Source organism: Synechococcus sp. F70.1 (assembly GCF_047502745.1).
Lineage (GTDB): Bacteria > Cyanobacteriota > Cyanobacteriia > Thermostichales > Thermostichaceae > Thermostichus.
Map to the genome: position 1 here is coordinate 7,699 of NZ_JANSJL010000066.1, position 20,800 is coordinate 28,498.

24 protein-coding genes are annotated in these 20,800 nt (G+C 61.4%); 13 read left to right on the plus strand and 11 right to left on the minus strand.

Annotation, left to right across the window (positions count from 1 at the left end):
* Window positions 1-164: 164 nt before the first annotated feature.
* Window positions 165-1,124 (plus strand): NAD(P)H-binding protein, encoded by a 960-nt coding sequence (locus tag NW860_RS07160; RefSeq protein ID WP_414396010.1) that lies wholly within the window; start codon window positions 165-167, stop codon window positions 1,122-1,124.
* 78 nt (window positions 1,125-1,202) lie between these two features.
* On the plus strand, window positions 1,203-2,189 hold the full coding sequence (locus NW860_RS07165) for an ABC transporter ATP-binding protein (RefSeq protein ID WP_414513323.1): 987 nt from the start codon (window positions 1,203-1,205) through the stop codon (window positions 2,187-2,189).
* Between the two features lie 23 nt (window positions 2,190-2,212).
* Here NW860_RS07165 and NW860_RS07170 read toward each other — a convergent pair whose 3' ends face one another.
* Window positions 2,213-3,346, minus strand: a complete 1,134-nt coding sequence (locus NW860_RS07170; protein ID WP_414513325.1) for a glycosyltransferase family 4 protein — start codon at window positions 3,344-3,346, stop codon at window positions 2,213-2,215.
* 367 nt (window positions 3,347-3,713) lie between these two features.
* Window positions 3,714-4,430 carry a M50 family metallopeptidase gene (locus NW860_RS07175; protein ID WP_414513327.1) on the minus strand — a complete coding sequence of 239 codons (717 nt, stop codon included), beginning with the start codon at window positions 4,428-4,430 and terminating at the stop codon, window positions 3,714-3,716.
* A gap of 235 nt (window positions 4,431-4,665) precedes the next feature.
* Between NW860_RS07175 and surE the strand changes: the two genes are divergently transcribed.
* Window positions 4,666-5,397 (plus strand): 5'/3'-nucleotidase SurE, encoded by a 732-nt coding sequence (gene surE / locus NW860_RS07180; protein WP_414396002.1) that lies wholly within the window; start codon window positions 4,666-4,668, stop codon window positions 5,395-5,397.
* Here surE and NW860_RS07185 read toward each other — a convergent pair.
* Complete coding sequence (locus tag NW860_RS07185; protein ID WP_414513329.1) at window positions 5,380-6,000, minus strand: DUF3318 domain-containing protein; 621 nt, start codon at window positions 5,998-6,000, stop codon at window positions 5,380-5,382. The two genes, surE and NW860_RS07185, sit on opposite strands and share 18 nt — an antisense overlap.
* A 129-nt stretch (window positions 6,001-6,129) precedes the next feature.
* Between NW860_RS07185 and NW860_RS07190 the strand changes: the two genes are divergently transcribed.
* Genes NW860_RS07190 through NW860_RS07205 form a run of 4 tightly spaced genes read left to right on the plus strand, consistent with a single transcriptional unit; the run spans window position 6,130 to window position 9,185 of the window.
* Window positions 6,130-6,879, plus strand: coding sequence for a GvpL/GvpF family gas vesicle protein (locus NW860_RS07190; RefSeq protein ID WP_414411919.1), 750 nt, complete (start codon window positions 6,130-6,132; stop codon window positions 6,877-6,879).
* Between the two features lie 60 nt (window positions 6,880-6,939).
* On the plus strand, window positions 6,940-8,130 hold the full coding sequence (locus tag NW860_RS07195; RefSeq protein WP_414513331.1) for an FAD-dependent oxidoreductase: 1,191 nt from the start codon (window positions 6,940-6,942) through the stop codon (window positions 8,128-8,130).
* Window positions 8,118-8,315 carry a sulfur carrier protein ThiS gene (gene thiS / locus NW860_RS07200; RefSeq protein ID WP_414395995.1) on the plus strand — a complete coding sequence of 66 codons (198 nt, stop codon included), beginning with the start codon at window positions 8,118-8,120 and terminating at the stop codon, window positions 8,313-8,315. The genes NW860_RS07195 and thiS overlap by 13 nt, the downstream gene beginning before the upstream one ends.
* A gap of 42 nt (window positions 8,316-8,357) precedes the next feature.
* Window positions 8,358-9,185, plus strand: coding sequence for a thiazole synthase (locus tag NW860_RS07205; protein ID WP_414395993.1), 828 nt, complete (start codon window positions 8,358-8,360; stop codon window positions 9,183-9,185).
* A 3-nt stretch (window positions 9,186-9,188) separates the two neighbouring features.
* Here the strand turns inward: NW860_RS07205 and NW860_RS07210 are convergent, their stop codons facing one another.
* Together NW860_RS07210 and NW860_RS07215 are read right to left on the minus strand one after the other, a co-directional pair.
* Window positions 9,189-9,821 (minus strand): class I SAM-dependent methyltransferase, encoded by a 633-nt coding sequence (locus tag NW860_RS07210; protein ID WP_414411916.1) that lies wholly within the window; start codon window positions 9,819-9,821, stop codon window positions 9,189-9,191.
* Between the two features lie 84 nt (window positions 9,822-9,905).
* On the minus strand, window positions 9,906-10,625 hold the full coding sequence (locus NW860_RS07215; protein ID WP_414405171.1) for a DUF554 domain-containing protein: 720 nt from the start codon (window positions 10,623-10,625) through the stop codon (window positions 9,906-9,908).
* A 150-nt stretch (window positions 10,626-10,775) separates the two neighbouring features.
* On the opposite strand from NW860_RS07215, the gene NW860_RS07220 reads away from it, so the two are divergent.
* Together NW860_RS07220 and NW860_RS07225 are read left to right on the plus strand one after the other, a co-directional pair.
* Entirely contained in the window at window positions 10,776-11,300 is a 525-nt protein-coding gene (locus tag NW860_RS07220) for a GNAT family N-acetyltransferase (protein ID WP_414395987.1), read from the plus strand.
* 3 nt (window positions 11,301-11,303) lie between these two features.
* Complete coding sequence (locus NW860_RS07225; protein WP_414513335.1) at window positions 11,304-12,014, plus strand: esterase/lipase family protein; 711 nt, start codon at window positions 11,304-11,306, stop codon at window positions 12,012-12,014.
* On the opposite strand, the gene psb29 is transcribed toward NW860_RS07225, so the two are convergent.
* Window positions 12,011-12,730, minus strand: coding sequence for a photosystem II biogenesis protein Psp29 (psb29, locus tag NW860_RS07230; protein WP_414411915.1), 720 nt, complete (start codon window positions 12,728-12,730; stop codon window positions 12,011-12,013). The genes NW860_RS07225 and psb29 overlap by 4 nt on opposite strands.
* A 112-nt stretch (window positions 12,731-12,842) precedes the next feature.
* On the opposite strand from psb29, the gene proB reads away from it, so the two are divergent.
* Complete coding sequence (proB, locus tag NW860_RS07235) at window positions 12,843-13,958, plus strand: glutamate 5-kinase (RefSeq protein ID WP_414395981.1); 1,116 nt, start codon at window positions 12,843-12,845, stop codon at window positions 13,956-13,958.
* Between the two features lie 3 nt (window positions 13,959-13,961).
* Here proB and arsJ read toward each other — a convergent pair whose 3' ends face one another.
* The 3 genes from arsJ to ahcY form a co-directional block, all read right to left on the minus strand.
* On the minus strand, window positions 13,962-15,248 hold the full coding sequence (gene arsJ, locus NW860_RS07240) for an organoarsenical effux MFS transporter ArsJ (RefSeq protein WP_414513338.1): 1,287 nt from the start codon (window positions 15,246-15,248) through the stop codon (window positions 13,962-13,964).
* A 19-nt stretch (window positions 15,249-15,267) separates the two neighbouring features.
* Complete coding sequence (locus NW860_RS07245; protein ID WP_414513340.1) at window positions 15,268-16,278, minus strand: ArsJ-associated glyceraldehyde-3-phosphate dehydrogenase; 1,011 nt, start codon at window positions 16,276-16,278, stop codon at window positions 15,268-15,270.
* A 114-nt stretch (window positions 16,279-16,392) separates the two neighbouring features.
* Window positions 16,393-17,673, minus strand: coding sequence for an adenosylhomocysteinase (gene ahcY, locus NW860_RS07250; RefSeq protein ID WP_414513342.1), 1,281 nt, complete (start codon window positions 17,671-17,673; stop codon window positions 16,393-16,395).
* A gap of 68 nt (window positions 17,674-17,741) precedes the next feature.
* Between ahcY and ruvX the strand changes: the two genes are divergently transcribed.
* Entirely contained in the window at window positions 17,742-18,221 is a 480-nt protein-coding gene (gene ruvX, locus NW860_RS07255) for a Holliday junction resolvase RuvX (RefSeq protein WP_414395974.1), read from the plus strand.
* On the opposite strand, the gene NW860_RS07260 is transcribed toward ruvX, so the two are convergent.
* On the minus strand, window positions 18,188-18,595 hold the full coding sequence (locus tag NW860_RS07260; RefSeq protein ID WP_414513344.1) for a YraN family protein: 408 nt from the start codon (window positions 18,593-18,595) through the stop codon (window positions 18,188-18,190). The two genes, ruvX and NW860_RS07260, sit on opposite strands and share 34 nt — an antisense overlap.
* Window positions 18,573-18,695 (minus strand): hypothetical protein, encoded by a 123-nt coding sequence (locus NW860_RS07265; protein WP_414396121.1) that lies wholly within the window; start codon window positions 18,693-18,695, stop codon window positions 18,573-18,575. Before NW860_RS07265 ends, NW860_RS07260 begins: the two co-directional genes overlap by 23 nt.
* A 150-nt stretch (window positions 18,696-18,845) precedes the next feature.
* On the opposite strand from NW860_RS07265, the gene NW860_RS07270 reads away from it, so the two are divergent.
* Window positions 18,846-19,691: a M48 family metallopeptidase gene (locus NW860_RS07270; RefSeq protein ID WP_414513346.1), complete on the plus strand. Its 846-nt coding sequence runs from the start codon at window positions 18,846-18,848 to the stop codon at window positions 19,689-19,691.
* 8 nt (window positions 19,692-19,699) lie between these two features.
* Complete coding sequence (locus NW860_RS07275; protein ID WP_414513347.1) at window positions 19,700-20,623, plus strand: PfkB family carbohydrate kinase; 924 nt, start codon at window positions 19,700-19,702, stop codon at window positions 20,621-20,623.
* Window positions 20,624-20,800 lie beyond the last annotated feature (177 nt).

Below are 20,800 nucleotides of genomic sequence, written 5' to 3' on the forward strand. Positions count from 1 at the left end.
AATCGCGTTAGCGGGCCGTAGGCCAATCGCGTTAGCGGGCCGTAGGCCAATCGCGTTAGCGGGCCGTAGGCCAATCGCGCTAGCGGGCCGTAGGCCTTGAGGGGGTGTGTTGGGAGCTATCTCAGTCTGATAAACTAAGGCCAAGGTTAAGAAATGATAACTTTATGAATGTGCTGGTTGTCGGGGCAACGGGAACCCTGGGCCGTCAGGTAGTGCGGCGGGCTATTGAGGAGGGCCATCAAGTCACCTGTCTGGTGCGAAACCCGGCTAAGGCTGCTTTCCTAAGCGAATGGGGGGCCCACCTCAAAGTGGGGAACCTGCTGCAGCCAAGCACGCTCCGAGAGGCCATGGAGGGTGTTGAGGCGGTGATTGACTGTGCCAGCGTACGACCAACCGACACGCTCACCACTCGCCAGGTGGATTGGGATGGCAAGGTCGCTTTAATCAACGCCGCTCGGGCCGCCCAAGTGGGGCACTTTATCTTTTTCTCCATCATGGGTGCTCAGCACGAATACCCCAATGTGCCCCTGATGAACTTTAAGCACCACATTGAGAAGTATCTGGTCGGATCCCAGATGCCCTACACCATTTTTCGCCTGGCGGGCTTCATGCAGGGGCTGATTGGCCAGTACGCCATCCCCATTTTGGAAGAGCAAATCGTTTGGGTAACCAGCGAGAGCGTTCCCACGGCCTACCTCGACACCCTAGACGCAGCCCGGTTCGCGGTGCGGGCCCTCAGCCTCGAAGCAGCCAAGCGACAGATCTTTCCCTTGGTGGGGCCGAAGGCTTGGACTTCCCAAGAGGTCATTGCCCTGTGCGAGCAGCTTTCTGGCAAAAAGGCCAAGGTCAGGACCATACCCCTGGGCCTGTTGCGGGGAGCGCGCAAGGTAGCTCAGTTCTTTCAGTGGAGCTGGAACATTGCCGACCGGCTGGCGTTTGTGGAGGTGATTGCCGCCGGAGAGCCGATGCACGCTGACATGACACCGGTGTGCGAAGCCCTAGGCATTGAACTGGCTTCCCTGACCTCCCTCGAGGACTTCCTCGCAGACTACTTCCAGAGGATGTTGAAACGGATTCGCGAGCTGAAGGTTAAACAACCCAAGAAGGTCAAGACGCCTTTCTAAGGAAAACTGCAGCCGAGGCGGGAGTAGAGCGTAGACTGGATAGCGGGCTAGCCTTTTTCTCAACTCCAGCTTTTCCCGATGAGCGAGACGGTTGTCACCTCCCCAGGAGCAGCTGTCGCCCAGCCCGAGCCAGCCATTGCCGTTGCCGGCCTAAGCAAAACCTACCGCACCGGCTTTTGGCTAACCAAGGTGGTCACCCCTCTTAAGGATTTTTCGCTAACCGTGGCCCGCGGTGAAACCTTTGGGCTACTAGGGCCCAACGGAGCTGGCAAAACCACCACGATCAAGTGTCTGCTGGGCATTGTCGAGCCCACCAGCGGCAGGGGCACGCTCTTGGGCAAACCCCTGGGGGATCGCTCCATCAAGCAGCGGGTAGGCTACCTGCCGGAGAACCCCTATTTTTACGACTACCTGACCGCTTGGGAGTTTCTCCATTTTGCTGGCAAGGTGTTTCGCCTCTCGGACAGCCTCCTCAAGGAGCGGATCCCGCAGCTGCTGGAGCTGGTGGGGCTTTCTATGGATACAGCCCGCAAGAAGCCAATGCGCACCTACTCCAAGGGCATGCTGCAGCGCACGGGCATGGCCCAAGCCCTGATCAACGACCCAGAGCTGGTGTTTCTGGATGAGCCGATGTCGGGTCTGGATCCCATGGGCCGCTACCAGATGCGGGAGATCATCCTGTCTCTCAAGCAGCAGGGCAAAACGGTATTCTTCAACAGCCACATCCTGGGGGATGTGGAGGTGATCTGCAACCGCATTGGCCTCATGGTCGGCGGCAAGTTGGTGCAGCAGGGAACATTGGACGAGCTGCTGGGCCAGAGCAAGAGCTACCGCGTGCAAGGGCACGGCGGCGCCATAGAGCAGTTCCGCGACTGCCTTGAGCACTTCTCCATCCAAGGATCCCATTGGTCGGGAGAATGGAGCGGATCCCTGCCGGAGCTGCTCAATCTCCTAAACCAGGCGGGGGCGGTGGTAACCGATGTGCATTGGCAACGGCAGTCTCTAGAGGAGTTCTTTGTCGAGCAAGTGCGGGCCATTGAAGGGGATCGGCCACTCTCTGCCTGATCTGGCCCAGGTGTTTTGGAACGTCATTTCTGCAGACTACGTCTTGTCTCAGCGATGACAGCGCGGTAGTACTCCTCTAGCTGCTGCGTGGCTGCGGACCAGCTCCAGCGCTCGGCCTCCTGGCGGGCCTGTTGCCGGAAAAGTTGCCGCTGGTCGGCCCTCTCCAGCAGTTGCCGTGTGGCCTGAACAAAGTCGCTGTCGGAGTCGGGATCGAAGAGAAAGCCGTTGCGGCCGCTGTCCACCACATCGGTAATGCCGCCGCAGCGGGGGGCGATCACCGGACAGCCGGCAGCCATGGCCTCTAACAAAACCAACCCCAACGTCTCGGTGCGGGAGGGAAACACAAATAGATCGGCAGAAGCAAAGGCCGCCGCCAGCTCTTGCCCCTGCAAGTAGCCCGTAAACACCACGTCATAGCCAGCAAAATGCTGTTCCAGGGATCGCCGCTCCGGTCCATCCCCGACAATAGCCAGACGCGCCTGCGGGATCTGCTCCAGGAGCACCCGGATCCGCCCCACCTCTTTTTCTGCGGAGAGCCGACCCACGTAGAGCAACAGCGGCCGCTCTGGCTGCCCTGCGCTAAGGCGGGCCCGCATCTCTGGACTGGCGGCCTGGGGATGGAAGAGCTCCGTATCCACTCCTCGCTGCCACAGGTGAACTCGCTCGATGCCGTGGGCAGTGAGCTCCTGCATCATGGCCGTCGAGGTACAGAGGTTGAGCCGCGCCAAATTGTGCCCCAGCCTGAGGAGGCTCCACAAAACCCCCTCCAGAAAGCCCAGCCCATAGTGCTTCAGGTACTTTGGCAAATGGGTGTGGTAGGAGGCCACCAGGGGGATCCTCATAGTCTGACTGTAGTAGAGGCCCCCCAGCCCCAAAACCGCTGGGTTGACCACGTGGATGACATCCGGTCGAAAACGGCTAAGCAGCCTGCCAATGGCCGGGCCAGGAGCAGCCAGCTTCAACTCTGGGTACAAGGGCAAGGGGAAGCCGGGGATCCCGTAAACCCGTGCCCGCGCAAACCGCCTGGGTGCTCCCTGAGGGGCAACAATCAGCACCGAGTTGCCGCGGGCCGTTAGGTGGCGCACCGTATGGCAAAGCCGGGTAACAATGCCATCCACCTTGGGCAAGAACGTCTCTGTAAACAGAGCTATGCGCATCGGGGATCCCAAGCCTACTGCTCCCACCCGTCGGACGGTGTCTTCAACGACTCTTAGGATGAGTGTTGCACAAAATGGCAACGCAACAACGGCTTGGGCACCCCCTCTAGCGGGACAGGCTAGCAGCAGGGCTGGCTGGCTGGATCTGGCCCAGGGATGGGTCTTGGCCCAGAGTGTCTGCCAACGTTTTGCTCACAGATAGCAGCATGGCCGCCAAAGCCAGGCCAATGACATCTCTCCACATTGTCCGCTCCCACACTCCTCACGCCCCTTACTGTAGCGGCGGCTTTTGCGGCCGGGCAGTGATGGGCAACGGATTTTTGGGTGATAGCAATCACTGCCAAAATTGCGGCTTTGCCCCTTTTGGCTAGTCGCGGAAGGCCAGTTGCAAGCTGCTTATCAGCACAGCCAAAGAAAACACCGCCATCACCCCTCCCCAGAACCAGTAGGGCAAAAATAAGCTTTGGGCTATCTGGCTGGAGTCGGAGAGGATCAGCCGCCCGTTGATGACAGCACCCTCCATAAAGAGATAGTCAACCTGGTGATAGGTGCTCACACAGGCCTGCACCCCCAGAAATTGCAGGACAAAGCCCCGCAACCAAGGGGAAGCCCAGCAAGCTACCGCCAGGATGCCCAAACCCATGGCGGGGAGGAGCAAGAGGCCAAAGGGAGAACGCACCCAGAGCAGCGTCGAGAGCAACAGCAGGGATCCCAAAAGCACCAACCCCAGCCAAGCTGTGCTGCGGCGGCGGGAAGCGAGGATGAACAGAGCCCCAGCCAGCGGCGGACCCATCGGCCCAGCGGCGGCCACCAAAGCCCGCCCCACCCGTCCTAAAAACAGCTCGCCACTGTAGATAGCTAGCCCCGAGCCATCAGGATAGATCTCCAGACGATGAAACTCTCCCCCCAACAGCAGCGCCGTCAGCCCGTGGCCCATCTCATGAAACCAGGTGGCCAACAGGGTAAAGGGATAGAGGAGGTAATTGCCCCCGGGAAACCGCCAGAGCAAAACCGTCAGCCCTGCAGCAGCCACCAGCCAAATCACGCTCTGCCGGTCAGGTTTTTCGGAAGGGGAAGAAGGCATAGGGGGAGAGGAGACTTGCCAAAAAAGAGTCTAGAGCACCTAGCCCCGTAGACGCCTGCTAGCGGTGCAGAGTTTCAAGCCATTGAGTCTTGCCAAGCCTCAGTTGGGGGAAGGGAACGCCGGGGATCTGCCTTATAAAGAGAGACGGGCTCCGCTTTGCCTTTGACCTCAAACCCATCTGCAACAGGGACTTGCGATTAGGCTAACCCAAGGAGCTGCCGGCAGAGGAATTTAGATGAAGGTACTGCTAACCAACGACGATGGCATTGAGGCGGCAGGGCTGGCGCACCTCAGGCTAGCGCTCAGCGCTCTCGTTGCCGAGGAAAACTGCTGGATTGTGGCCCCTCACCAGCCGATTTCCGGCTGTAGCCACCAAGTCACGACGGGGCGGCCCTTCCGCGCCTGGGCCCGTGGCACGCGCACCTTTGCTGTAGAGGGATCCCCTGCCGACTGTGTGCGGGTGGCCTTGTTTAAGCTTGCCCCTTCCGTGGATTGGGTGCTTTCTGGCATCAACGAGGGAGGGAATCTGGGAACGGATGTGTACCTGTCCGGCACGGTGGCAGCGGTGCGGGAAGCGGCGCTGCGGGGGATCCGGGGAATTGCCATCTCCCAGTATCGGGCAGGAAGCCAACCCATCGATTGGGAGCAAGCGCAGCGGTGGACGCGGGAGATCTTGGCAGAGCTGATGGAGCAACCCTTACCTAGAGGCGCCTTTTGGAACGTGAACTTGCCCCACCTGCCGCCTGGATCCCCTTTGCCGGAGCGAGTTTACTGTCCCCTCTGCACGCAGCCGCTGCCGCTTGATTACGCCGTGGAAGCAGAGGGAGAAGGCTTGGAGTTGCTGTGGTTCCGCTACCAGGGGCGCTACGCAGAGCGCGCTCGCGATCCCCAAACCGACACCGATGTCTGCTTCTCCGGTCGGGTAGCCATCACCCAGGTGCACCTGACCTCAGGAGCTCCCCGGTGAGGGAGTGAGGTTGCGGGCAATGGTTCTCAGCCGCTGCAGCCGCAGCGCCGTCAGGATGTCAGAGGGATCCAGCTTCAGGGTTTGTTCCAGAGCCTCTGCCAAGTGTCGGGCTGCCTCCTGACGGGTATAGCCGCGGAACTGGGCGCGGCGCAGGGCAAATTCATCGGCATCGAAAGGGGCGCTCTCGCGATGGAGGCTTTGCCAGATCTGTCGAACGGAGAGGGCCGTAATGCCCCCCGCTAGAAGAGCAGAAAAGGGGTGTTGCAGAGAGAGCTCCACCAGGGTGGTAATGCCCCCAAACAGCGCCAGCAATTGGTAAAACCCTGGCTGCAGCCAGTTGCGATAGCTAAGCCAGCCCACCTCCCGCAAAAACAGGAGATCTCGGTGCGGCTGCGGGATCCCTTGCCACCGGCGAAAGTCAATGGCAATGGTGCCCTGGGGCTGCCAGGGAGCCTGGCGGCGAGAAACCAGCAGCCTCTCGCCTCCCGAGTGAGGAACAACTTTGATCCAAGCTCGGAAGGAAGCGGGGAGCAGATCCCGCAAGCGTTCAATTTCTTCTTTTTGAAAGGTTTCCAAGGACTGGAAGTCTAGGCCACTAGTCATACTTACGTGCGCTGATTCTTGAACCCCCTCTCTAGCCTAGCGGCAGCAGGGGTGGCGTGAGGCTTGGCAAGCGAACGTCCTGGCTCCTGCGGCTTTAAGCTGAGAAGAAAAGCCCAGCCTGATTGAACCATGCTGTGGTCAGCTCAGCCAGAGCCGCCGGCAGGGATCCTTTACACCTATGCGTTTTTGCCAACGCCGGGGGCATCCCTGTGCCAATTCATCCAGCAAACCCCTGGCATGCAGCAGCCACTGCAGGTGTTCTCCCCGCCGGGGGGCCGCATTGCCGCCGCTATTGAGCCCCTGCCCAACCCAGCGGCACTCCAAGCTTCGGACGAGGTACTCCTGCGTTCGGCTCTGCGCCATGACGAGGTGATCTGCCGGCTGTTTGCCCAGACACCCCTTCTGCCTCTTCGCTTTGGCACATGTTTTCTCTCGGCCGAAAAGCTGGGAGCCCACTTGTTAACCCAGCAGGCGGAGTACGAACAGGCGCTAGCTACTCTCGGGAGAAGGGCTGAGTATTGCCTCAAAGGCAGGGTTCACACCCCGCTTCCTGGGGATCCCCCGCCCGCCCCCAGTGGAACGGCCTACCTGCTAGCCCGCAAGCAGGCCTACCTGCAACAGCGCCAGGCCCAGGAGCAACAACAGCAGGAGCTAGCCGTGCTGCAGCAGCTCTGGCCCCCTAACTGGCCTGTGCAGAGGGGGGATCCCCAGTCAGGAGAAGTGCTGCGGCTATACTTTTTACTCACTCCCGCCGAACGGGAAGTTGCCGCCCAGCTCACCCAAACCTGGCTGGCGGAGCACCCCCACTGGCAATTGGACTGGAGTCCTCCCTTGCCCCCTTATCACTTCGTGGATGTCCTGCGGGATCTTTCTAGGTAGGCCCAGGCTGCTGGCCTGCTGCGGAGTCCTACCTGCAGCTTCTGACTCCACTGACCGCCAATGACCCTTCCCAGCAGCTCTCCTCAGACCAAGCCCTCGCCCACGCCCCGGACGGCCCAGCCGGATCCCGTCCTCATCCTCGGGGCCGGCCTCATGGGGCGCCTGTTGGCTGCCAGCCTGCTTGAAGACGGCCATCGGGTGCACCTGGTGGAAGCAGCCCCGGCCACCGCCCCAGAAAGCAGCGCCGCCCATTTTGCCGCGGCCATGCTCGCTCCTTTGGCTGAGTCGGTCATCACCGAAGCCAGCGTGGTGGCCCAGGGGTACTACGCCCTCTCCCGCTGGCCCGCGCTGCTAGCCAGCCTGCCAGAGCCCGTTTTCTTTCAGCAGGAGGGAACCTTGATCCTCTGGCACCGTCAAGATGCTGGGGAAGCCAAGCGCTTCTCCAACTTGCTGGCCGCGGTGAGAGAACGCCTCCCCCATCTTCCCCGCCCCCAGCCGCTCGATGCCCAGGCCCTGGCTGAACTGGAGCCCTCGCTGGCCGGCCGATTTAGCCAGGGTCTCTATCTTCCCCAGGAGGGTCAACTAGACAACCGCCAACTGCTGTCGGCTACGCTGGCCAAGCTGCGGCAGCACGGGGTGGAGGTGGAGTGGGGATCCTCTTGGGATCTCGAGCGAGCGCGGGCCTGGCAGCAGCAGACCGGCGGCTGGGTTTTGGACTGCCGTGGTCTGGGAGCCCAAAAAGAATGGGGCGGGCAGAAACCGCTGCGGGGAGTGCGGGGGGAGGTGGTGCGTTTGTATGCTCCAGAAGTTTCGCTGCGGCGCCCAACGCGGCTATTACACCCTCGCTATCCCATCTACATTGCTCCTAAGCCAGGGCACCTATTCGTGGTGGGAGCCACTGAAATTGAATCCGAGGATCGCTCGCCCGTGAGCGTCCGCTCGGCTTTGGAGTTGCTCAGCGCCGCCTACACGGTTCACCCTGCCTTTGCCGAAGCGCGTATCCTAGAATTAGGCAGCCAATGCCGTCCCACCCTAGCAGACAACTTGCCGGCAGTGGTGGAGCCGTCCCCACGCCTGTTGCAGATTAACGGCCTCTATCGCCACGGTTTTCTCATTGCTCCGGCCCTTCACGACGCCGTCCTGGAGTACCTTCACCACGGCAGTTGCCGCCTAGCCCAGCAGCTGGGGATCCCCTTTCAAGTGCAGGCTGCCTCGTTTCCCCAGGAGTCTCTGTCGCCATGCGGGTCTTGATCAACCAGAAGCCTTACGATTTGCCAGAGGGCGCAACTTTGGCCGAGGCCATCGCCCAGGTGGAGGTCTGTGGCCCCTTTGCAGTGGCGGTTAACCTGGAGTTTGTGCCGCGCGCCCGCTACGAGCAAACCCGTCTGCAAGAGGGCGACCAGGTCGAGATCCTTGTGCCGGCTGCCGGGGGCTAGGGCATAGGTGCCTTCCTCTTTGTCCTAAACTCTGTCCCAGCGATGTCCACTCTGCTTGAGCTTTCCCCTTCAATCCAGGCCGATGAGGATCCCTTGGTGCTCTACGGCCAGGCTCTGCCCAGCCGGCTGATGCTGGGGACAGCCCGCTACCCTTCGCCGGCTATTTTGGAACAGGCGGTGGCGCGGGCGCAGCCCTGTCTGTTGACGGTTTCCCTACGGCGCCAGGGTGCCCTAGGGCCAGAGGCCTCTCAGGGGTTTTGGGCCCTACTGCAGAAGCTGGGGATCCCACTTTTGCCCAACACCGCCGGCTGCCACAGCGTGCAGGAGGTGGTCACGACGGCGGAGATGGCCCGAGAGGTGTTTGGCACCGACTGGATCAAGCTGGAGCTGATTGGCGATGACTACACCCTGCAGCCGGATCCGGTGCAACTGCCCGTTGCCGCTGCCGAGCTGGTTCGGCGGGGGTTTAAGGTCTTGCCGTATAGCACCGACGACCTAGTGCTCTGCCAGCGGCTCTTGGATGCCGGTTGTGAGGTGGTCATGCCCTGGGCCGCTCCCATCGGCACGGGCAAAGGCCCCCTCAACCCCTACAACCTGCGTCTGCTGCGGGAGCGGATCGAGGCGCCGCTAATTGTGGATGCTGGCCTAGGCTTGCCCTCCCACGCTTGCCAGGTCATGGAGTGGGGCTTCGATGGGGTCCTGCTCAATACAGCAGTGGCCCTAGCCCGGGATCCGGTGGCGATGGCCGAGGCTTTCGCGGCAGCGGTGCGTGCAGGCCGCCAAGCTTATCTAGCGGGGGCAATGGCTCCGCAGGAAACACCCCAGCCCAGCACGCCTGTTCTGGGCACTCCCTTCTGGCACCAGGGTTAACTGTCAAGCAACAGGCTTTTGCGCCTGGATGACCTGCAGGGCTCCTCCAGCGTGCAGGGTTTGCCGGACGGACTGCCAGCCCTGGTGCTGCAGGTACTGGGGCAAGTCCAGCTTGAGGAAGTGCCAGGCAGTCTCGGTCTCAAACAGGGCTAGAAACAAGGCTAGTCCAGGCCAAAGTAGGGGCTGCCGGGGCGCGTGCAAATCGAGAAGTAAAAGCCTTCCCCCTGGCTTGAGCACCCGCCAGACTTCGCGCAGCACCTGTTCGAGGTCGGGGAAGGTCAACTCGTGCAGGGCCAAGCTGGTGTGTACCCAGTCAAAGTTGTCGGCGGGAAAGGGCAGATCCTGGGCAAAGGCTTCCACAAATTCAACGTTGGGTAGGCGCTGGCGGGCTGCTGCTAGGGCTTTGGGTGAGGCATCCACGCCGACCACGTTTTGACATAGCTCGGCCAGAAGCGGTGTCACTTCCGCCGGCCCACAGCAGAGATCCAACACCCGATCCTGAGGTTGGATGGGGATCCCTTGCAGGGGCAAGCGCCGCAGCCGAGCATACCCCCCCACTGCCAGGGCCGCCGCGCGGCTAATGCTGCGGTAAAGCCAGGGAAAGCGGTAGCTCCAGTCGCGGAGGAAGGTGGCCATAGAGGCTTCTCCTACCCCACTAGCGGGATCTCCCAGCGTCACTTGCCGCCAAGCTGAGGGGAGTTGCTCCTTGCTCTGGATAGACTAGAGGTCAAGATCCCACAGCGGGAAGAATCCCACCAGCAGCTCCACAATCAGCAAAGCCGGCAACAGGTTGGCCACCCGAAGGCGCGCTAGGCCAAGCAGGTTAATGCCAATACCTAGGATGAGGATCCCACCGGTGGCCTCCAAGGCCGCAAGCAGCTCTGGGCGCAGCAGGGGCTGCAGTTGTCGGGCTAGCAAGGCCACTCCTCCCTGAACCAGGAGCACCGGCAGGGCGGAAAACAGTGTACCCCAGCCCAGGCTGGCGGTAAAAGCCAGGGTGGCTATGCCATCCAGCGCAGCTTTGACCAGGAGCAGCGAGGGATCCCCCAGGCCATCCTGGATGGATCCCAGCAGCGTCATGGGCCCAACCAAAAAGAGAATGCTGGGGGCCACGAAGGCGCAAGCAATGGGGCTAGGGCCCAGCCAGCGGCTCACCTGCTTTTCTAAAGCTTGTCCCAGCCGCTCAAAGGCAGCCTCGAGATCGCTCCATTCCCCCAGCCAAGCTCCCCCGATCAAGGCCAGCAAGACCGTGACTGCCTGGGCGGCGCTGCTGAGGGTAAGGGCCATTTGCATCCCCAGAACCAACACCAGCAAGCCCATAGCTTGGAGCAGGGTTTGGCTGATGCGCTCTGGCAAACGACGGCCTAGTGCCCAGCCAAGGCCGCTGCCCAAGAGGATGGCGAGGGCATTGACGAGGGTGCCAGTGCCAGGGGTAGCCATAAAACGTTCTCGCCGGCCAGCCTGAATTATAAGTCTCCCTCGAAATCTTCTCCAGGCCGACAGGGAAGCACCCGGGCAGACTGGCCGTTTCTGCTGCCAATCCTGGCTATACTGGGGACATGCTCACAGAGGTGGGCTTTTACTCCACTCATGGGTTTTTGGAAAGGCCTGTTTGGGTCAGCAGGGGCTGCCACCGCCAAAGCGTCAACGCAAACGGCTACACCTGCCCCTCGCCAGGAGACGGTGGCGGTGGGGGGGGAGACTATTGTCTTTAGCCTGGATCCCAACGTAGATGTGTACGAGCTGGAAGAGCTTTGCGATGCAGTAGGGTGGTCGCGTCGCCCCATCCACAAAGTTAGGAAAGCTCTGCAGCACAGTTTTTTGGTGGTCTCGATGTGGCAGCAGCGGGGCAGCTACCGACGTCTCATTGGCTTTGCCCGCGCCACCTCGGACCATGCCTTCAACGCCACCATTTGGGATGTAGTGGTCCATCCTGAGTTTCAGGGCCGGGGGCTGGGCAGGCGGCTGATGGAAAAGGTCATTCAGGAACTGCGCGCCCAGGACATCAGCAACATCACCCTCTTTGCCGACCGGGAAGTGGTCAGCTTCTACGAGCGGCTTGGCTTTACGGCCGACCCTGAGGGGATCAAGGGCATGTTTTGGTACCCGCGCTAGCCCATGGCTCCCCTGCCCACAGTGATCTTGCCGGGTTATCTGGCGGGCGCCTCGGAGTACGAGCCTTTGCGCCGGGAGCTGGAGAAGCGTGGCTATCCAGCGCGAGTGGTACCGCTGCGGGTAGCCAGTTGGCTGCCCACCCTGGGAGGAAGGCCGGTCACGCCTATCTTGCGGGCTCTCCAGGCCACTGTCCGACGTACCCAGGCCGAGTTTGGAGCTGAGCAGGTGAACTTGGTGGCCCACTCCGCTGGCGGCTGGATTGCTCGCATCTACCTGGGATCGGTGCCCTACGGAGGTCAGGTCTGGCAGGGGCGGGATCACGTGGCCACCCTGATTAGCCTGGGATCCCCTCACACCAGCCGGGAGCGCTGGACAAGGCGCAACCTGGACTTTGTGAACACCCACTACCCAGGCGCCTTCTGGCCTCAGGTCAAGTACGTGTGCGTGGCTGGCAAGGCCATCCAAGGACGGCGCGTGGGCTGGGGAGCCCTGTGGCGGCGAGAGCACTACCTCAGCTGGCTAGCCTACAACAGCTACCGGCTCACTGCCGGCCAGGGAGAACTCTGGGGAGATGGCATCACTCCCATCGAGGCAGCCCATCTGCCGGGAGCTATCAACCTCACCCTCCCCAACTGCCACCACTCGGGCCGCGGCGGACGATGCTGGTATGGTTCGCCAGAGGTAGTCGAGAGTTGGATTGCTTACTTGGCCTAGCTGCTGGATCTTGGGGGATCGGCAGTGGAGCTGCCGGGCAGGGAAGCCGCCGACTGGCGACGTTCCTGTTGACGCCGGGCCGCTTTTACCATCTCCTCGAGAGCAGCGCGCGCCTGCTTCAGGCGGTCCAAGCTGCTGCGGTAGAGCTCCAGGTCTTTTTTCACCCTCTCTGGCGAGAAAGGCAGCTTCCTAATCACCTCCTCCAGAAAGCGGCGGCTGCGCTCTTCGGGATCCTTATAGAGGGAGGCAGCTACTGCCTCGTAGGCCGTGTAGAGGCCAACGGCCAAAACTCGGCTGTAGGCATAGGGAGGCTGGGTCATGCGCTGCAAGATGGCCTTTAGCCCCCCCACATCCTCCGCCTCTGGTTTGAGGCAGAGCAGGTTGTAGCGCTGCTGGGGATCCCCACTGCGCAGGAGCTCCAGCAGGTCACGGGCATTCCTGCGCACCACCTCCGGCTTGAGGTGGAGAGCCTTACAGAGGGCGTTGAAGATGACCTCGCGCTGCTCAGGAGAAGGGTAAGTCTCCATCAGCCCGTTGTAGAGGGTAACCAGCCCCAGGGCAAAAAAGGGATCGTAGACAAAGGCGCTGTTGACCGTGGCCAGGTGCAGCTCCACCAGCAACTCTTCCACCACCCGGCGATAGGCAGGGTGAATAGGGCGAGGGTAGGCGCTCAAAAAAGCCGCTTTGGTGGCCGAAAAGGTGCGGACAGGATTCACAGGCAAAGAAAGAGAGCGGGAGGCAAACTTATAATATTCTCCCTCGGAGCGACCCCGCGGGCAAGCCAGGCTCTAGGTTGCCGTGGGGTGGGAGGGTTAGCGATTTAGCGATATGGCAGCTACAGAGGGAACCATTGTCGTCAAAATCGGCACCTCCAGCTTGACGGATCCGCAGACGGGCTCCCTGCGCCTTTCCGTGTTGGGGCCCCTGGTGGAGGTGCTGACGCGGCTGCGCAACCAGGGCTATGCGGTAATCCTGGTCTCCTCCGGGGCGGTGGGGATAGGCTGTGCCCGCCTGGGCTTGCGCCAACGGCCGACGGCAATTGCGGAAAAGCAGGCGGTGGCGGCGGTGGGTCAGGGACGGCTGATTCGCCTGTACGACGATCTCTTCTCTGCTCTCAACCAACCCATTGCCCAGGTGCTGCTCACCCGAGGCGACTTCGTGGAGCGCAGCCGCTACGTCAATGCCAATCGCACCTTCACCCAACTGCTGCAGATGGGGGTTATCCCCATCGTCAACGAAAACGACACGGTGGCGGTGGAGGAGCTGAAGTTTGGCGACAACGACTCCCTCTCTGCCCTGGTGGCGAGCATGGTGCAGGCCAAGTGGCTGATCCTCCTCACCGATGTGGACAGGCTCTACTCCGCTGATCCCCACCGCGATCCCTCCGCCGAGCCCATCGAGCGGGTGGAGCACGGCATGCCTTTGCGGGTGAAGGCGGAAGCCCACGGCAACAGTGGCTGGGGCACCGGCGGCATGGCAACCAAGCTCGCTGCGGCTCAAATCGCCACCGCTGCCGGCGTGACGGTCGTGATCACCAACGGCAAACGGCCCGACCAGATCCCAGCCATCTTAGCCGGCGAGCCCATTGGCACCCGCTTTGAGCCCGCTCCTCAGCCGGTTAGCGCCCGCAAGCGGTGGATTGCCTACGGCCTTATCCCCGAGGGATCCCTGACCTTGGATGAGGGAGCCGTGCGGGCAATCTGTGAGCAGGGGCGCTCGCTGTTGCCAGCGGGGATTACCGACGTTTCTGGCGACTTTGAGGCGGGGGCTGCCGTGCGCCTGTGCGATCCCAGCGGGCGAGAGGTGGGGCGGGGCCTAGTCAACTACAGCGCCGAGGAACTGCGGCGGATCAAAGGCAAGAAAACTGCTGAAATCCCCTACATCTTGGGCTACGAGGGAGTCGATACCGCTGTCCATCGGGATAACCTGGTCCTGCTGGAGTGACACTCAGTCGCCGGGCTTGACCACCCACTCCACAGGGGTTTTGGTGGGATCCGGCAATTGCAGCGAAAACAGCCCCGCCATCAAAATCAACAGGGTGGAAAACCAGAGGCAGCCCTCCAATCCGTAGAACTGGAAGACAAGCCCCGAAGTTACCGTCCCCAACAGCCGCCCGCCAGAATTGGCCATGTAGTAGAAGCCCACATTGAGGGCCACCTCGTCGTCTCCCGTGTAGGCCAGCACTAGATAAGAGTGCACCGCCGAGTTAAAGGCAAAAACAATCCCAAAGAGGATGAGGCCGCCAGTGACCACCCACTCCGGCGGGAGGTCGGCCATGAAGGCGGTGGCAATGATGGCCGGCACTGCGGTCAAGGTAAACGTCCAGATTTGGAGAGTGCGGGCCTTGGGCGCGCGGCCCGGGCGACCCCCTCCCAACAGCTGCGGCGCCAGAAACTGGATGATCCCATAGCCGATGACCCAGATGGCCATGTAGCTGCCCACCTGCATGAAGGTCCAGCCCAGGCTGTCGTAGAGAAACACGGGCAGGGCCACCACAAACCACACATCCCGCGACCCGAACAGGAAAAAGCGGGCTGCTGAGAGAAGGTTGATCTCGCGGCTTTTGGAAAACAGGCGTTTGAAGGGGATCTTCGCCTTAACCTTGCCCATGTCTGCTGGCAGCAGCGCCCCCGAACAGAAGATCAACGCCAGCGCCCCCGCCTGCACGAAGTTGGCCATGCGGAAGCCCATGGGATCGCCGTAGATCTCGGTGAAGATCTGCAGCAGGGCCGCTCCCACAAAGAACCCCACCCCCTTGAGGGCGTTTTTGGATCCCGTCAGCATGGCCACCCAGCGGAAGAGGCGGGATTCAGCCTCCCTGGGCACCACCAGGCGGACGGCGCTCTTGGAGCTCATCTTGGTGAGATCTTTGGCGATCCCGGCTAGGGCTTGGGCCGTCATCACATAGGCCACCTGGCCCCAGACCGGCCACTGCAGGTTGATCACCCCCAGCATCACCAGGCCAAAGATCTGAATGGCAATGCCGCCGTAGAGGGTCAGCCGCAGGCCAAAGAGGGATCCAATCCAGCCGCCCAGGAAGTTGGTGATCACCCCGAAGATCTCGTAGAAGAGGAACAGCATGGCAATCTGAATCGGGGTGAAGCCCAACTTGTGGAAGTGGAGCAGCACCAACATGCGGATGGCGCCGTCGGTGATGGTAAAACCCCAGTAGGCAGCGGTTACCAGGGCGTAGTTGCGCACAGCAGCAGCTTGGGCGCTTGAGGCAGCAGTCATGGGCAGGTCTCCAAAGGACTTACAGACTAAGGGCCACCTTGCGGGCCAATTCCGCCATGCGGTTGGCGTAGCCCCATTCGTTGTCGTACCAGGCCAGAACCTTTACCTGGGTGCCGTCCACCACCAGGGTTGAGAGGGCATCCACAATGCTGGAGCGGGGATCTCCCTTGAAATCCACGGAAACCAAGGGCAACTCCTCATAGCCTAGGATGCCCTTGAGTTCGCCCTCGGCTGCCGTTTTTAAAAGACGATTAACCTCTTCCACGGTGGTAGGCCGCCTCACCTCAAACACGGCGTCGGTCAAAGAGGCATTCAGCAGGGGCACGCGTACCGCAATGCCGTTGAGCTTGCCATTTAACTCGGGGTAGATAAGGCCAATGGCTGTGGCAGAACCAGTGGTGGTAGGCACCAAGGAGAGCAAAGCCGAGCGGGCTCGCCGCAGATCCTTGTGGGGAGCATCCACCAGCGTTTGAGTGTTGGTAACAGCGTGGACAGTGGTGATCACCCCGTGCAGGATGCCGATCCCCTCGTGGATGACTTTCACCAAGGGGGCCAAGCAGTTGGTGGTGCAGGAGGCGGCGGTGAGCAGGTGGTGGCGGGACGGGTCGTAGAGGTGGTCGTTGACGCCCATGACAATGTTGAGGGCCTCTTTGTCCTCGACAGGGGCAGCCACAATGACCTTGCGCACCCCGGCCTTGAAGTAGGCCTCCAGCCCTGCGGCTTTCACAAACTTCCCTGAACACTCCAGCACCAGGTCGATCCCCAACTCAGCCCAGGGCACTTCGCCAGGAGATTTGCACTCGCTAAAGGTCAGGATTTTGTCCTGGATGCGCAACTTCTGGTCGGATCCCTCGATGTCGAGGTTCCAGCGGCCCTGCACCGAGTCGAACTTAAGCAAGTGAGCTGCGGCAGCAGGCCCGCCCTTGATCTCGTTGATGTGGGCAAACTCCAGCTCCGGCCAACCCCAAGCTGCCCGCAGCACCAAGCGTCCAATGCGGCCAAAACCATTGATGCCTACCCGCGCTGCCATCCCCCTCTCCTCCCAACTTGCAGCCACGGAGAACCTCGCCTAGAGCTTATCAGAAGCACCCCTGCATTTCAAGTTGGGAAGCTGGGCAAGAGTCCACTAGCAGCGGCGTGTCCTTTAGGTTCCTACAGTCCAGGTGTTGCTGTACTCAATCTGCTCCGGGGTGAGGCTGTCGATCTGAACCCCCATGGCCTTGAGCTTAAGGCGGGCAATGGCCTCATCCACCTCAGGAGGGATGGGGTGCAGCCCTGGAGCCAGCCGACCCCGGTTTTTCACCAGGTACTCGCAGGCCAGCGCTTGGTTAGCAAAGCTCATGTCCATAACGCTAGCCGGGTGGCCTTCGGCAGCAGCTAGGTTGATGAGCCGGCCCTCTCCCAGCACGAATACCGATTTGCCCGATTGAAGACGGTACTCTTCCACGAAGGGGCGTACTGTCTGCCGGGAAACGGCCCGCTCCTGCAGGGCCACTAGGTCAATCTCGATATCGAAGTGGCCGGCGTTACAGACCATTGCCCCATCCTTCATGGCGTCGAAGTGCTCGCCGCGGAGGACATGCTTGTTGCCCGTGACGGTGATGAACAGATCCCCCAGGGGGGCAGCCTCGGCCATGGGCAGAACGCGAAAGCCGTCCATGACCGCTTCCAGGGCCCGCACCGGGTTGACCTCGGTCACGATGACCTGGGATCCCATGCCTCGGGCTCGCATCGCCACTCCCCTGCCGCACCAGCCATAGCCGGCCACCACCACCGTCTTCCCGGCCAGGAGAAGGTTGGTACAGCGCAGAACCCCGTCTAGGGTGGATTGGCCGGTGCCGTAGCGGTTGTCAAACAGGTGTTTGGTTGCAGCGTCGTTAACGGTCATCACCGGGAAGCTGAGCACCCCCGCCTTCAGCATGGCCCGCAGGCGCACCAAACCGGTGGTGGTCTCCTCCGTGGTGCCGATGAGCTCGGAGAGCTGCTCCTGCCGACGCTGCACCAGCTCCGCCGTTACATCGCCGCCGTCGTCGATGATGAGGTTGGGGCGGTGATCCAGGGCAATCTGGACATGGCGGCGGTAGGTTTCCACATCCTCCCCCTTGATGGCGAAGACTGAAATGCCGTAGTCGGCCACCAGGCTAGCGGCCACATCGTCTTGGGTGGAAAGAGGGTTGCTGGCAATGAGGACGCTCTCGGCTCCACCCGCCTGCAGAGTCAAGGCCAGATTGGCAGTTTCGGTGGTGACATGACAGCAGGCTACTAGACGCAGGCCAGCCAAGGGCTTTTCTTGGGCAAAGCGCTCCCGAATCTGGGCCAGCACCGGCATCTCCCGCGCCGCCCACTGAATCCGCTGCTTGCCCAAGGGAGCAAGGCTCAGATCCTTGACTTCATGCTTAGGTAGAGACAGAGTAGCACTGCTCATGAGAAGACTCCCAACGAGGACTCCAGACAGGGAGAGGCCGTTCCAATGTCGCCAAGATGGAGACCCGGATGTCCACAAGCCTGAACTATTCTCCCACAAGGGAGCCCTTTTCGGCGCTGGGTCTGGATGTGGGCGATCGCCGCATTGGTGTCGCCGGCTCCGATGGGCTGGGGCTGTTGGCCACTGGCCTGGGGGTGATCCAGCGCCGTTCCCTTGCAGAAGATATCGCCCAAGTGCAGGCGTGGATTCGCCGCCGCCAGGCCACTGTGGTGGTGGTTGGGATCCCTCTTTTGGCCGATGGCTCGGTGGGATCCCAAGCCCGCAAGGTGCAGCGCTTTGTGCGGGCTCTCCAGGCGGCTGTGGATTTACCCATAGAGACGGTTAACGAGTACCTAAGCACCGTGCAGGCGGAGTGGGATCTGCGCCAGGCAGGGATACCCGCCAAAGCCCAGAAGGGTTTAATCGATCAGCAGTCGGCGGCCGTGATTTTACAAACTTGGCTGGATGAGCGGCGCTACCGCTCCACCTCAAAAGCTCCCTGCCGATAGTCGACTAAAGCGTAGCCACCACCAGGCCGATATTCCACGAGGGCCACATCGAAGCGGCAGGCTGCTTCCACTAACTGGGGATGCTGGCTTAGGAACGCCTGGGCAGCTCGGATCAAGCACTGCTGTTTTCGCATCCCAACTGCCAAAAGTCCGCCCTGATCCCAGCCCTGGCCGCGGCGGGTTTTAACTTCCACAAAAACCAGCAGCCCTGCCTTGTAGGCCACCAGATCCACCTCCCCCCACTGGCAGCGCCACCGCCGGGCCAGGATCTGCCAGCCTTGCCCTTCCAGGTACCGCTGCACGCAGGCCTCCCCGGCCCTGCCAGCCTCTTGAGGGGCGGTGTGCTTGCGCCTAGTGGGCAGAGCCGTTGCCATGATACTTGTCAGTGTCGTAGAAGCCGTTGCGGGTGCCAAAGTAGAAGCTTGCCAAAGAGAGGATCAGGGCAACCGCCACCAAGATCGATTTTGCCTCCACGCGGTTTTCTCCCACCTCTGTCCTCAGCCATGATAGCTTGCTCCGCCTTACCCCCTACCAGTTGAGGCAGAATGGGAGGAGCGTCGCTACTGCTTTTTGCCTCTCAAGCTTACCGTTTTCCTGCAGCCTCGTATGTCTTCCGCGCCCTCTATGCCAACTGCTTCCAGCAAGCCTCGCATCCTCTTGGGCCTGCGGGCCGACGAGTTTCGCCATCCAGTGGATCTGCAAGCCACCCGCTCTCTGCAGCAACTGCCGGGCCTAGGCCTGCTAATTCAAAACTTGCTTGGCTCCACGGCGGGGGAGATGTTTTACCTGGATAACATTGCCTCCAGTATCCAAATCAACGAGCACCAGTTGCCGGAAGTTTACCAGCTTTTGGTTCAAGCCTGCCGCATTTTGGATCTGGAGGTGCCCCAGCTCTACGTGCGGCAAAACCCTGTGCCCAACGCCTACACTTTTGCCATGCAGGGGAAAAAGCCTTTTATTGTCTTGCACAGCTCCCTGTTGGATTTGCTAGAGCCAAAGGAACTGCAAGCTGTCATTGCCCATGAACTGGGCCATCTCAAATGCAACCACGGCGTCTATCTGACGATGGCCAACCTTCTCGTGCTCTCCACCAGCTTGCTCCCCTTTGGCGGCCTGTTCTACCGCGCCCTGCAGGATCAACTGCTGCACTGGCTGCGCTGTGCTGAGTTTACCTGCGACCGGGCAGCGCTGCTGGTTACCCAGGACGCCAGAACCGTAATCTCAGTGCTGATGAAGCTGTGCGGCGGCTCGCCGCAGTTGGCCGCCAAGCTCAACGTGGATGCCTTTCTGGAACAAGCCCGCACCTACGAGGAGCTGGATAGCGATCTCTGGCAACTGGAGCTCAAGCAACTCCAAACCCTTGGCCGTACCCATCCGTTGCCGGTGCTGCGAGCCCGAGAGATCGAGCGCTGGTTCCGCAGTAACACTTATCAGCAAATTCTCGAGCGGCACGGCGTCCCTGCGTTCTAGAAACCAGGATGGCTCTTCTCGAAGCGCCGCTTGGCCCGCCTCTGATCTTGGGAGAGGTTCTTCTGGATTGCTTCCCTGACAGGGTGGTGCTGGGGGGAGCCGCTTTGAATGTGGCCTGGAACCTCAAGGGACTGGGGTTGGATCCCCTCTTGATTAGCCGCATTGGCCAGGATGAGGCAGCAGAACAGGTGTTGAGGGCGCTGCGGCGGCAGGGGCTACGTCTAGAGGGGCTGCAGCGGGATCCAGCTCACCCCACCGGTCAAGTCCAGGTCACCCTCGACAGGGAGGGAATCCCAACCTTTGCCATCCTGCCGGAGCAGGCCTATGACTTCATCGAGCTGGATCCGGCTGTCCTTAGGGCCTTCCAGCCCAGTCTCCTCTACCGGGGTAGTCTGGCCGCACGGCAAGAGTCAGCCCACCGCCATTTCCAGGAGGCCATCCTGGCTTTAGGCTGTCCGGTGTTTTTGGACCTCAACTTGCGGGATCCCTGGTGGCACCCAGGCCCCATCCGGGAGATGCTGCGCACCTGTACTTGGCTGAAGCTCAACCAGGCGGAGCTAGAGCAAGTGGTTCAGCTGGAAGGGATCCCTGGCGGGGAGGTGGTGGAGCAGGGGCAGCTCTTGCGGGCGCAGTTGGGCCTCAAGGGCTTGTTCCTAACTTTGGGGGCGGCAGGGGCGTTCTTGTTTACGGCTGAGAGGGTGTATCGGGCGGAGGCGGTGCCAGCGCTACGGCTGGTGGATACAGTAGGGGCAGGGGATGGGTTTAGCGCTGTGGCCATCCTAGGCCTGCTGCGAAGGTGGCCAGAAGCAGTACTGCTGCAGCGGGCAGTGGAGTTTGCCGCAGCCATCTGTGAGGTTGCAGGGGGTGCACCCCAAGACCCAGAGTTCTATTGCCCTTTCCGCCAGCGGTGGGGGCTCTCCCCTAGTCCTTGACTCCCTGGACAATGAGGACTCCGTCCGTTCGCGTAGCGGGCCAGAGGCCTTAGAGCGCCAGCGCCACCTTGTGGCATAATAAGGCTTTTTGCCTTGACGTGGACCGGCTGAGCTAGTAGGCTTGCAAGTATTCTGGTAGGCACTTTGCCTAGGCTAAAGTTGGCTCCGTCTTTAGCC

What these genes read in the sequence shown, in the direction of transcription:
- NW860_RS07160 (WP_414396010.1), top strand. Translation starts at nt 165, where the DNA reads ATGAATGTGCTGGTTGTCGGGGCAACGGGAACCCTGGGCCGTCAGGTA.
- NW860_RS07165 (WP_414513323.1), top strand. Translation starts at nt 1,203, where the DNA reads ATGAGCGAGACGGTTGTCACCTCCCCAGGAGCAGCTGTCGCCCAGCCC.
- NW860_RS07170 (WP_414513325.1), bottom strand. Translation starts at nt 3,346, where the DNA reads ATGCGCATAGCTCTGTTTACAGAGACGTTCTTGCCCAAGGTGGATGGC.
- NW860_RS07175 (WP_414513327.1), bottom strand. Translation starts at nt 4,430, where the DNA reads ATGCCTTCTTCCCCTTCCGAAAAACCTGACCGGCAGAGCGTGATTTGG.
- surE (WP_414396002.1), top strand. Translation starts at nt 4,666, where the DNA reads ATGAAGGTACTGCTAACCAACGACGATGGCATTGAGGCGGCAGGGCTG.
- NW860_RS07185 (WP_414513329.1), bottom strand. Translation starts at nt 6,000, where the DNA reads ATGACTAGTGGCCTAGACTTCCAGTCCTTGGAAACCTTTCAAAAAGAA.
- NW860_RS07190 (WP_414411919.1), top strand. Translation starts at nt 6,130, where the DNA reads ATGCTGTGGTCAGCTCAGCCAGAGCCGCCGGCAGGGATCCTTTACACC.
- NW860_RS07195 (WP_414513331.1), top strand. Translation starts at nt 6,940, where the DNA reads ATGACCCTTCCCAGCAGCTCTCCTCAGACCAAGCCCTCGCCCACGCCC.
- thiS (WP_414395995.1), top strand. Translation starts at nt 8,118, where the DNA reads ATGCGGGTCTTGATCAACCAGAAGCCTTACGATTTGCCAGAGGGCGCA.
- NW860_RS07205 (WP_414395993.1), top strand. Translation starts at nt 8,358, where the DNA reads ATGTCCACTCTGCTTGAGCTTTCCCCTTCAATCCAGGCCGATGAGGAT.
- NW860_RS07210 (WP_414411916.1), bottom strand. Translation starts at nt 9,821, where the DNA reads ATGGCCACCTTCCTCCGCGACTGGAGCTACCGCTTTCCCTGGCTTTAC.
- NW860_RS07215 (WP_414405171.1), bottom strand. Translation starts at nt 10,625, where the DNA reads ATGGCTACCCCTGGCACTGGCACCCTCGTCAATGCCCTCGCCATCCTC.
- NW860_RS07220 (WP_414395987.1), top strand. Translation starts at nt 10,776, where the DNA reads ATGGGTTTTTGGAAAGGCCTGTTTGGGTCAGCAGGGGCTGCCACCGCC.
- NW860_RS07225 (WP_414513335.1), top strand. Translation starts at nt 11,304, where the DNA reads ATGGCTCCCCTGCCCACAGTGATCTTGCCGGGTTATCTGGCGGGCGCC.
- proB (WP_414395981.1), top strand. Translation starts at nt 12,843, where the DNA reads ATGGCAGCTACAGAGGGAACCATTGTCGTCAAAATCGGCACCTCCAGC.
- arsJ (WP_414513338.1), bottom strand. Translation starts at nt 15,248, where the DNA reads ATGACTGCTGCCTCAAGCGCCCAAGCTGCTGCTGTGCGCAACTACGCC.
- NW860_RS07245 (WP_414513340.1), bottom strand. Translation starts at nt 16,278, where the DNA reads ATGGCAGCGCGGGTAGGCATCAATGGTTTTGGCCGCATTGGACGCTTG.
- ahcY (WP_414513342.1), bottom strand. Translation starts at nt 17,673, where the DNA reads ATGAGCAGTGCTACTCTGTCTCTACCTAAGCATGAAGTCAAGGATCTG.
- ruvX (WP_414395974.1), top strand. Translation starts at nt 17,742, where the DNA reads ATGTCCACAAGCCTGAACTATTCTCCCACAAGGGAGCCCTTTTCGGCG.
- NW860_RS07260 (WP_414513344.1), bottom strand. Translation starts at nt 18,595, where the DNA reads ATGGCAACGGCTCTGCCCACTAGGCGCAAGCACACCGCCCCTCAAGAG.
- NW860_RS07270 (WP_414513346.1), top strand. Translation starts at nt 18,846, where the DNA reads ATGCCAACTGCTTCCAGCAAGCCTCGCATCCTCTTGGGCCTGCGGGCC.
- NW860_RS07275 (WP_414513347.1), top strand. Translation starts at nt 19,700, where the DNA reads ATGGCTCTTCTCGAAGCGCCGCTTGGCCCGCCTCTGATCTTGGGAGAG.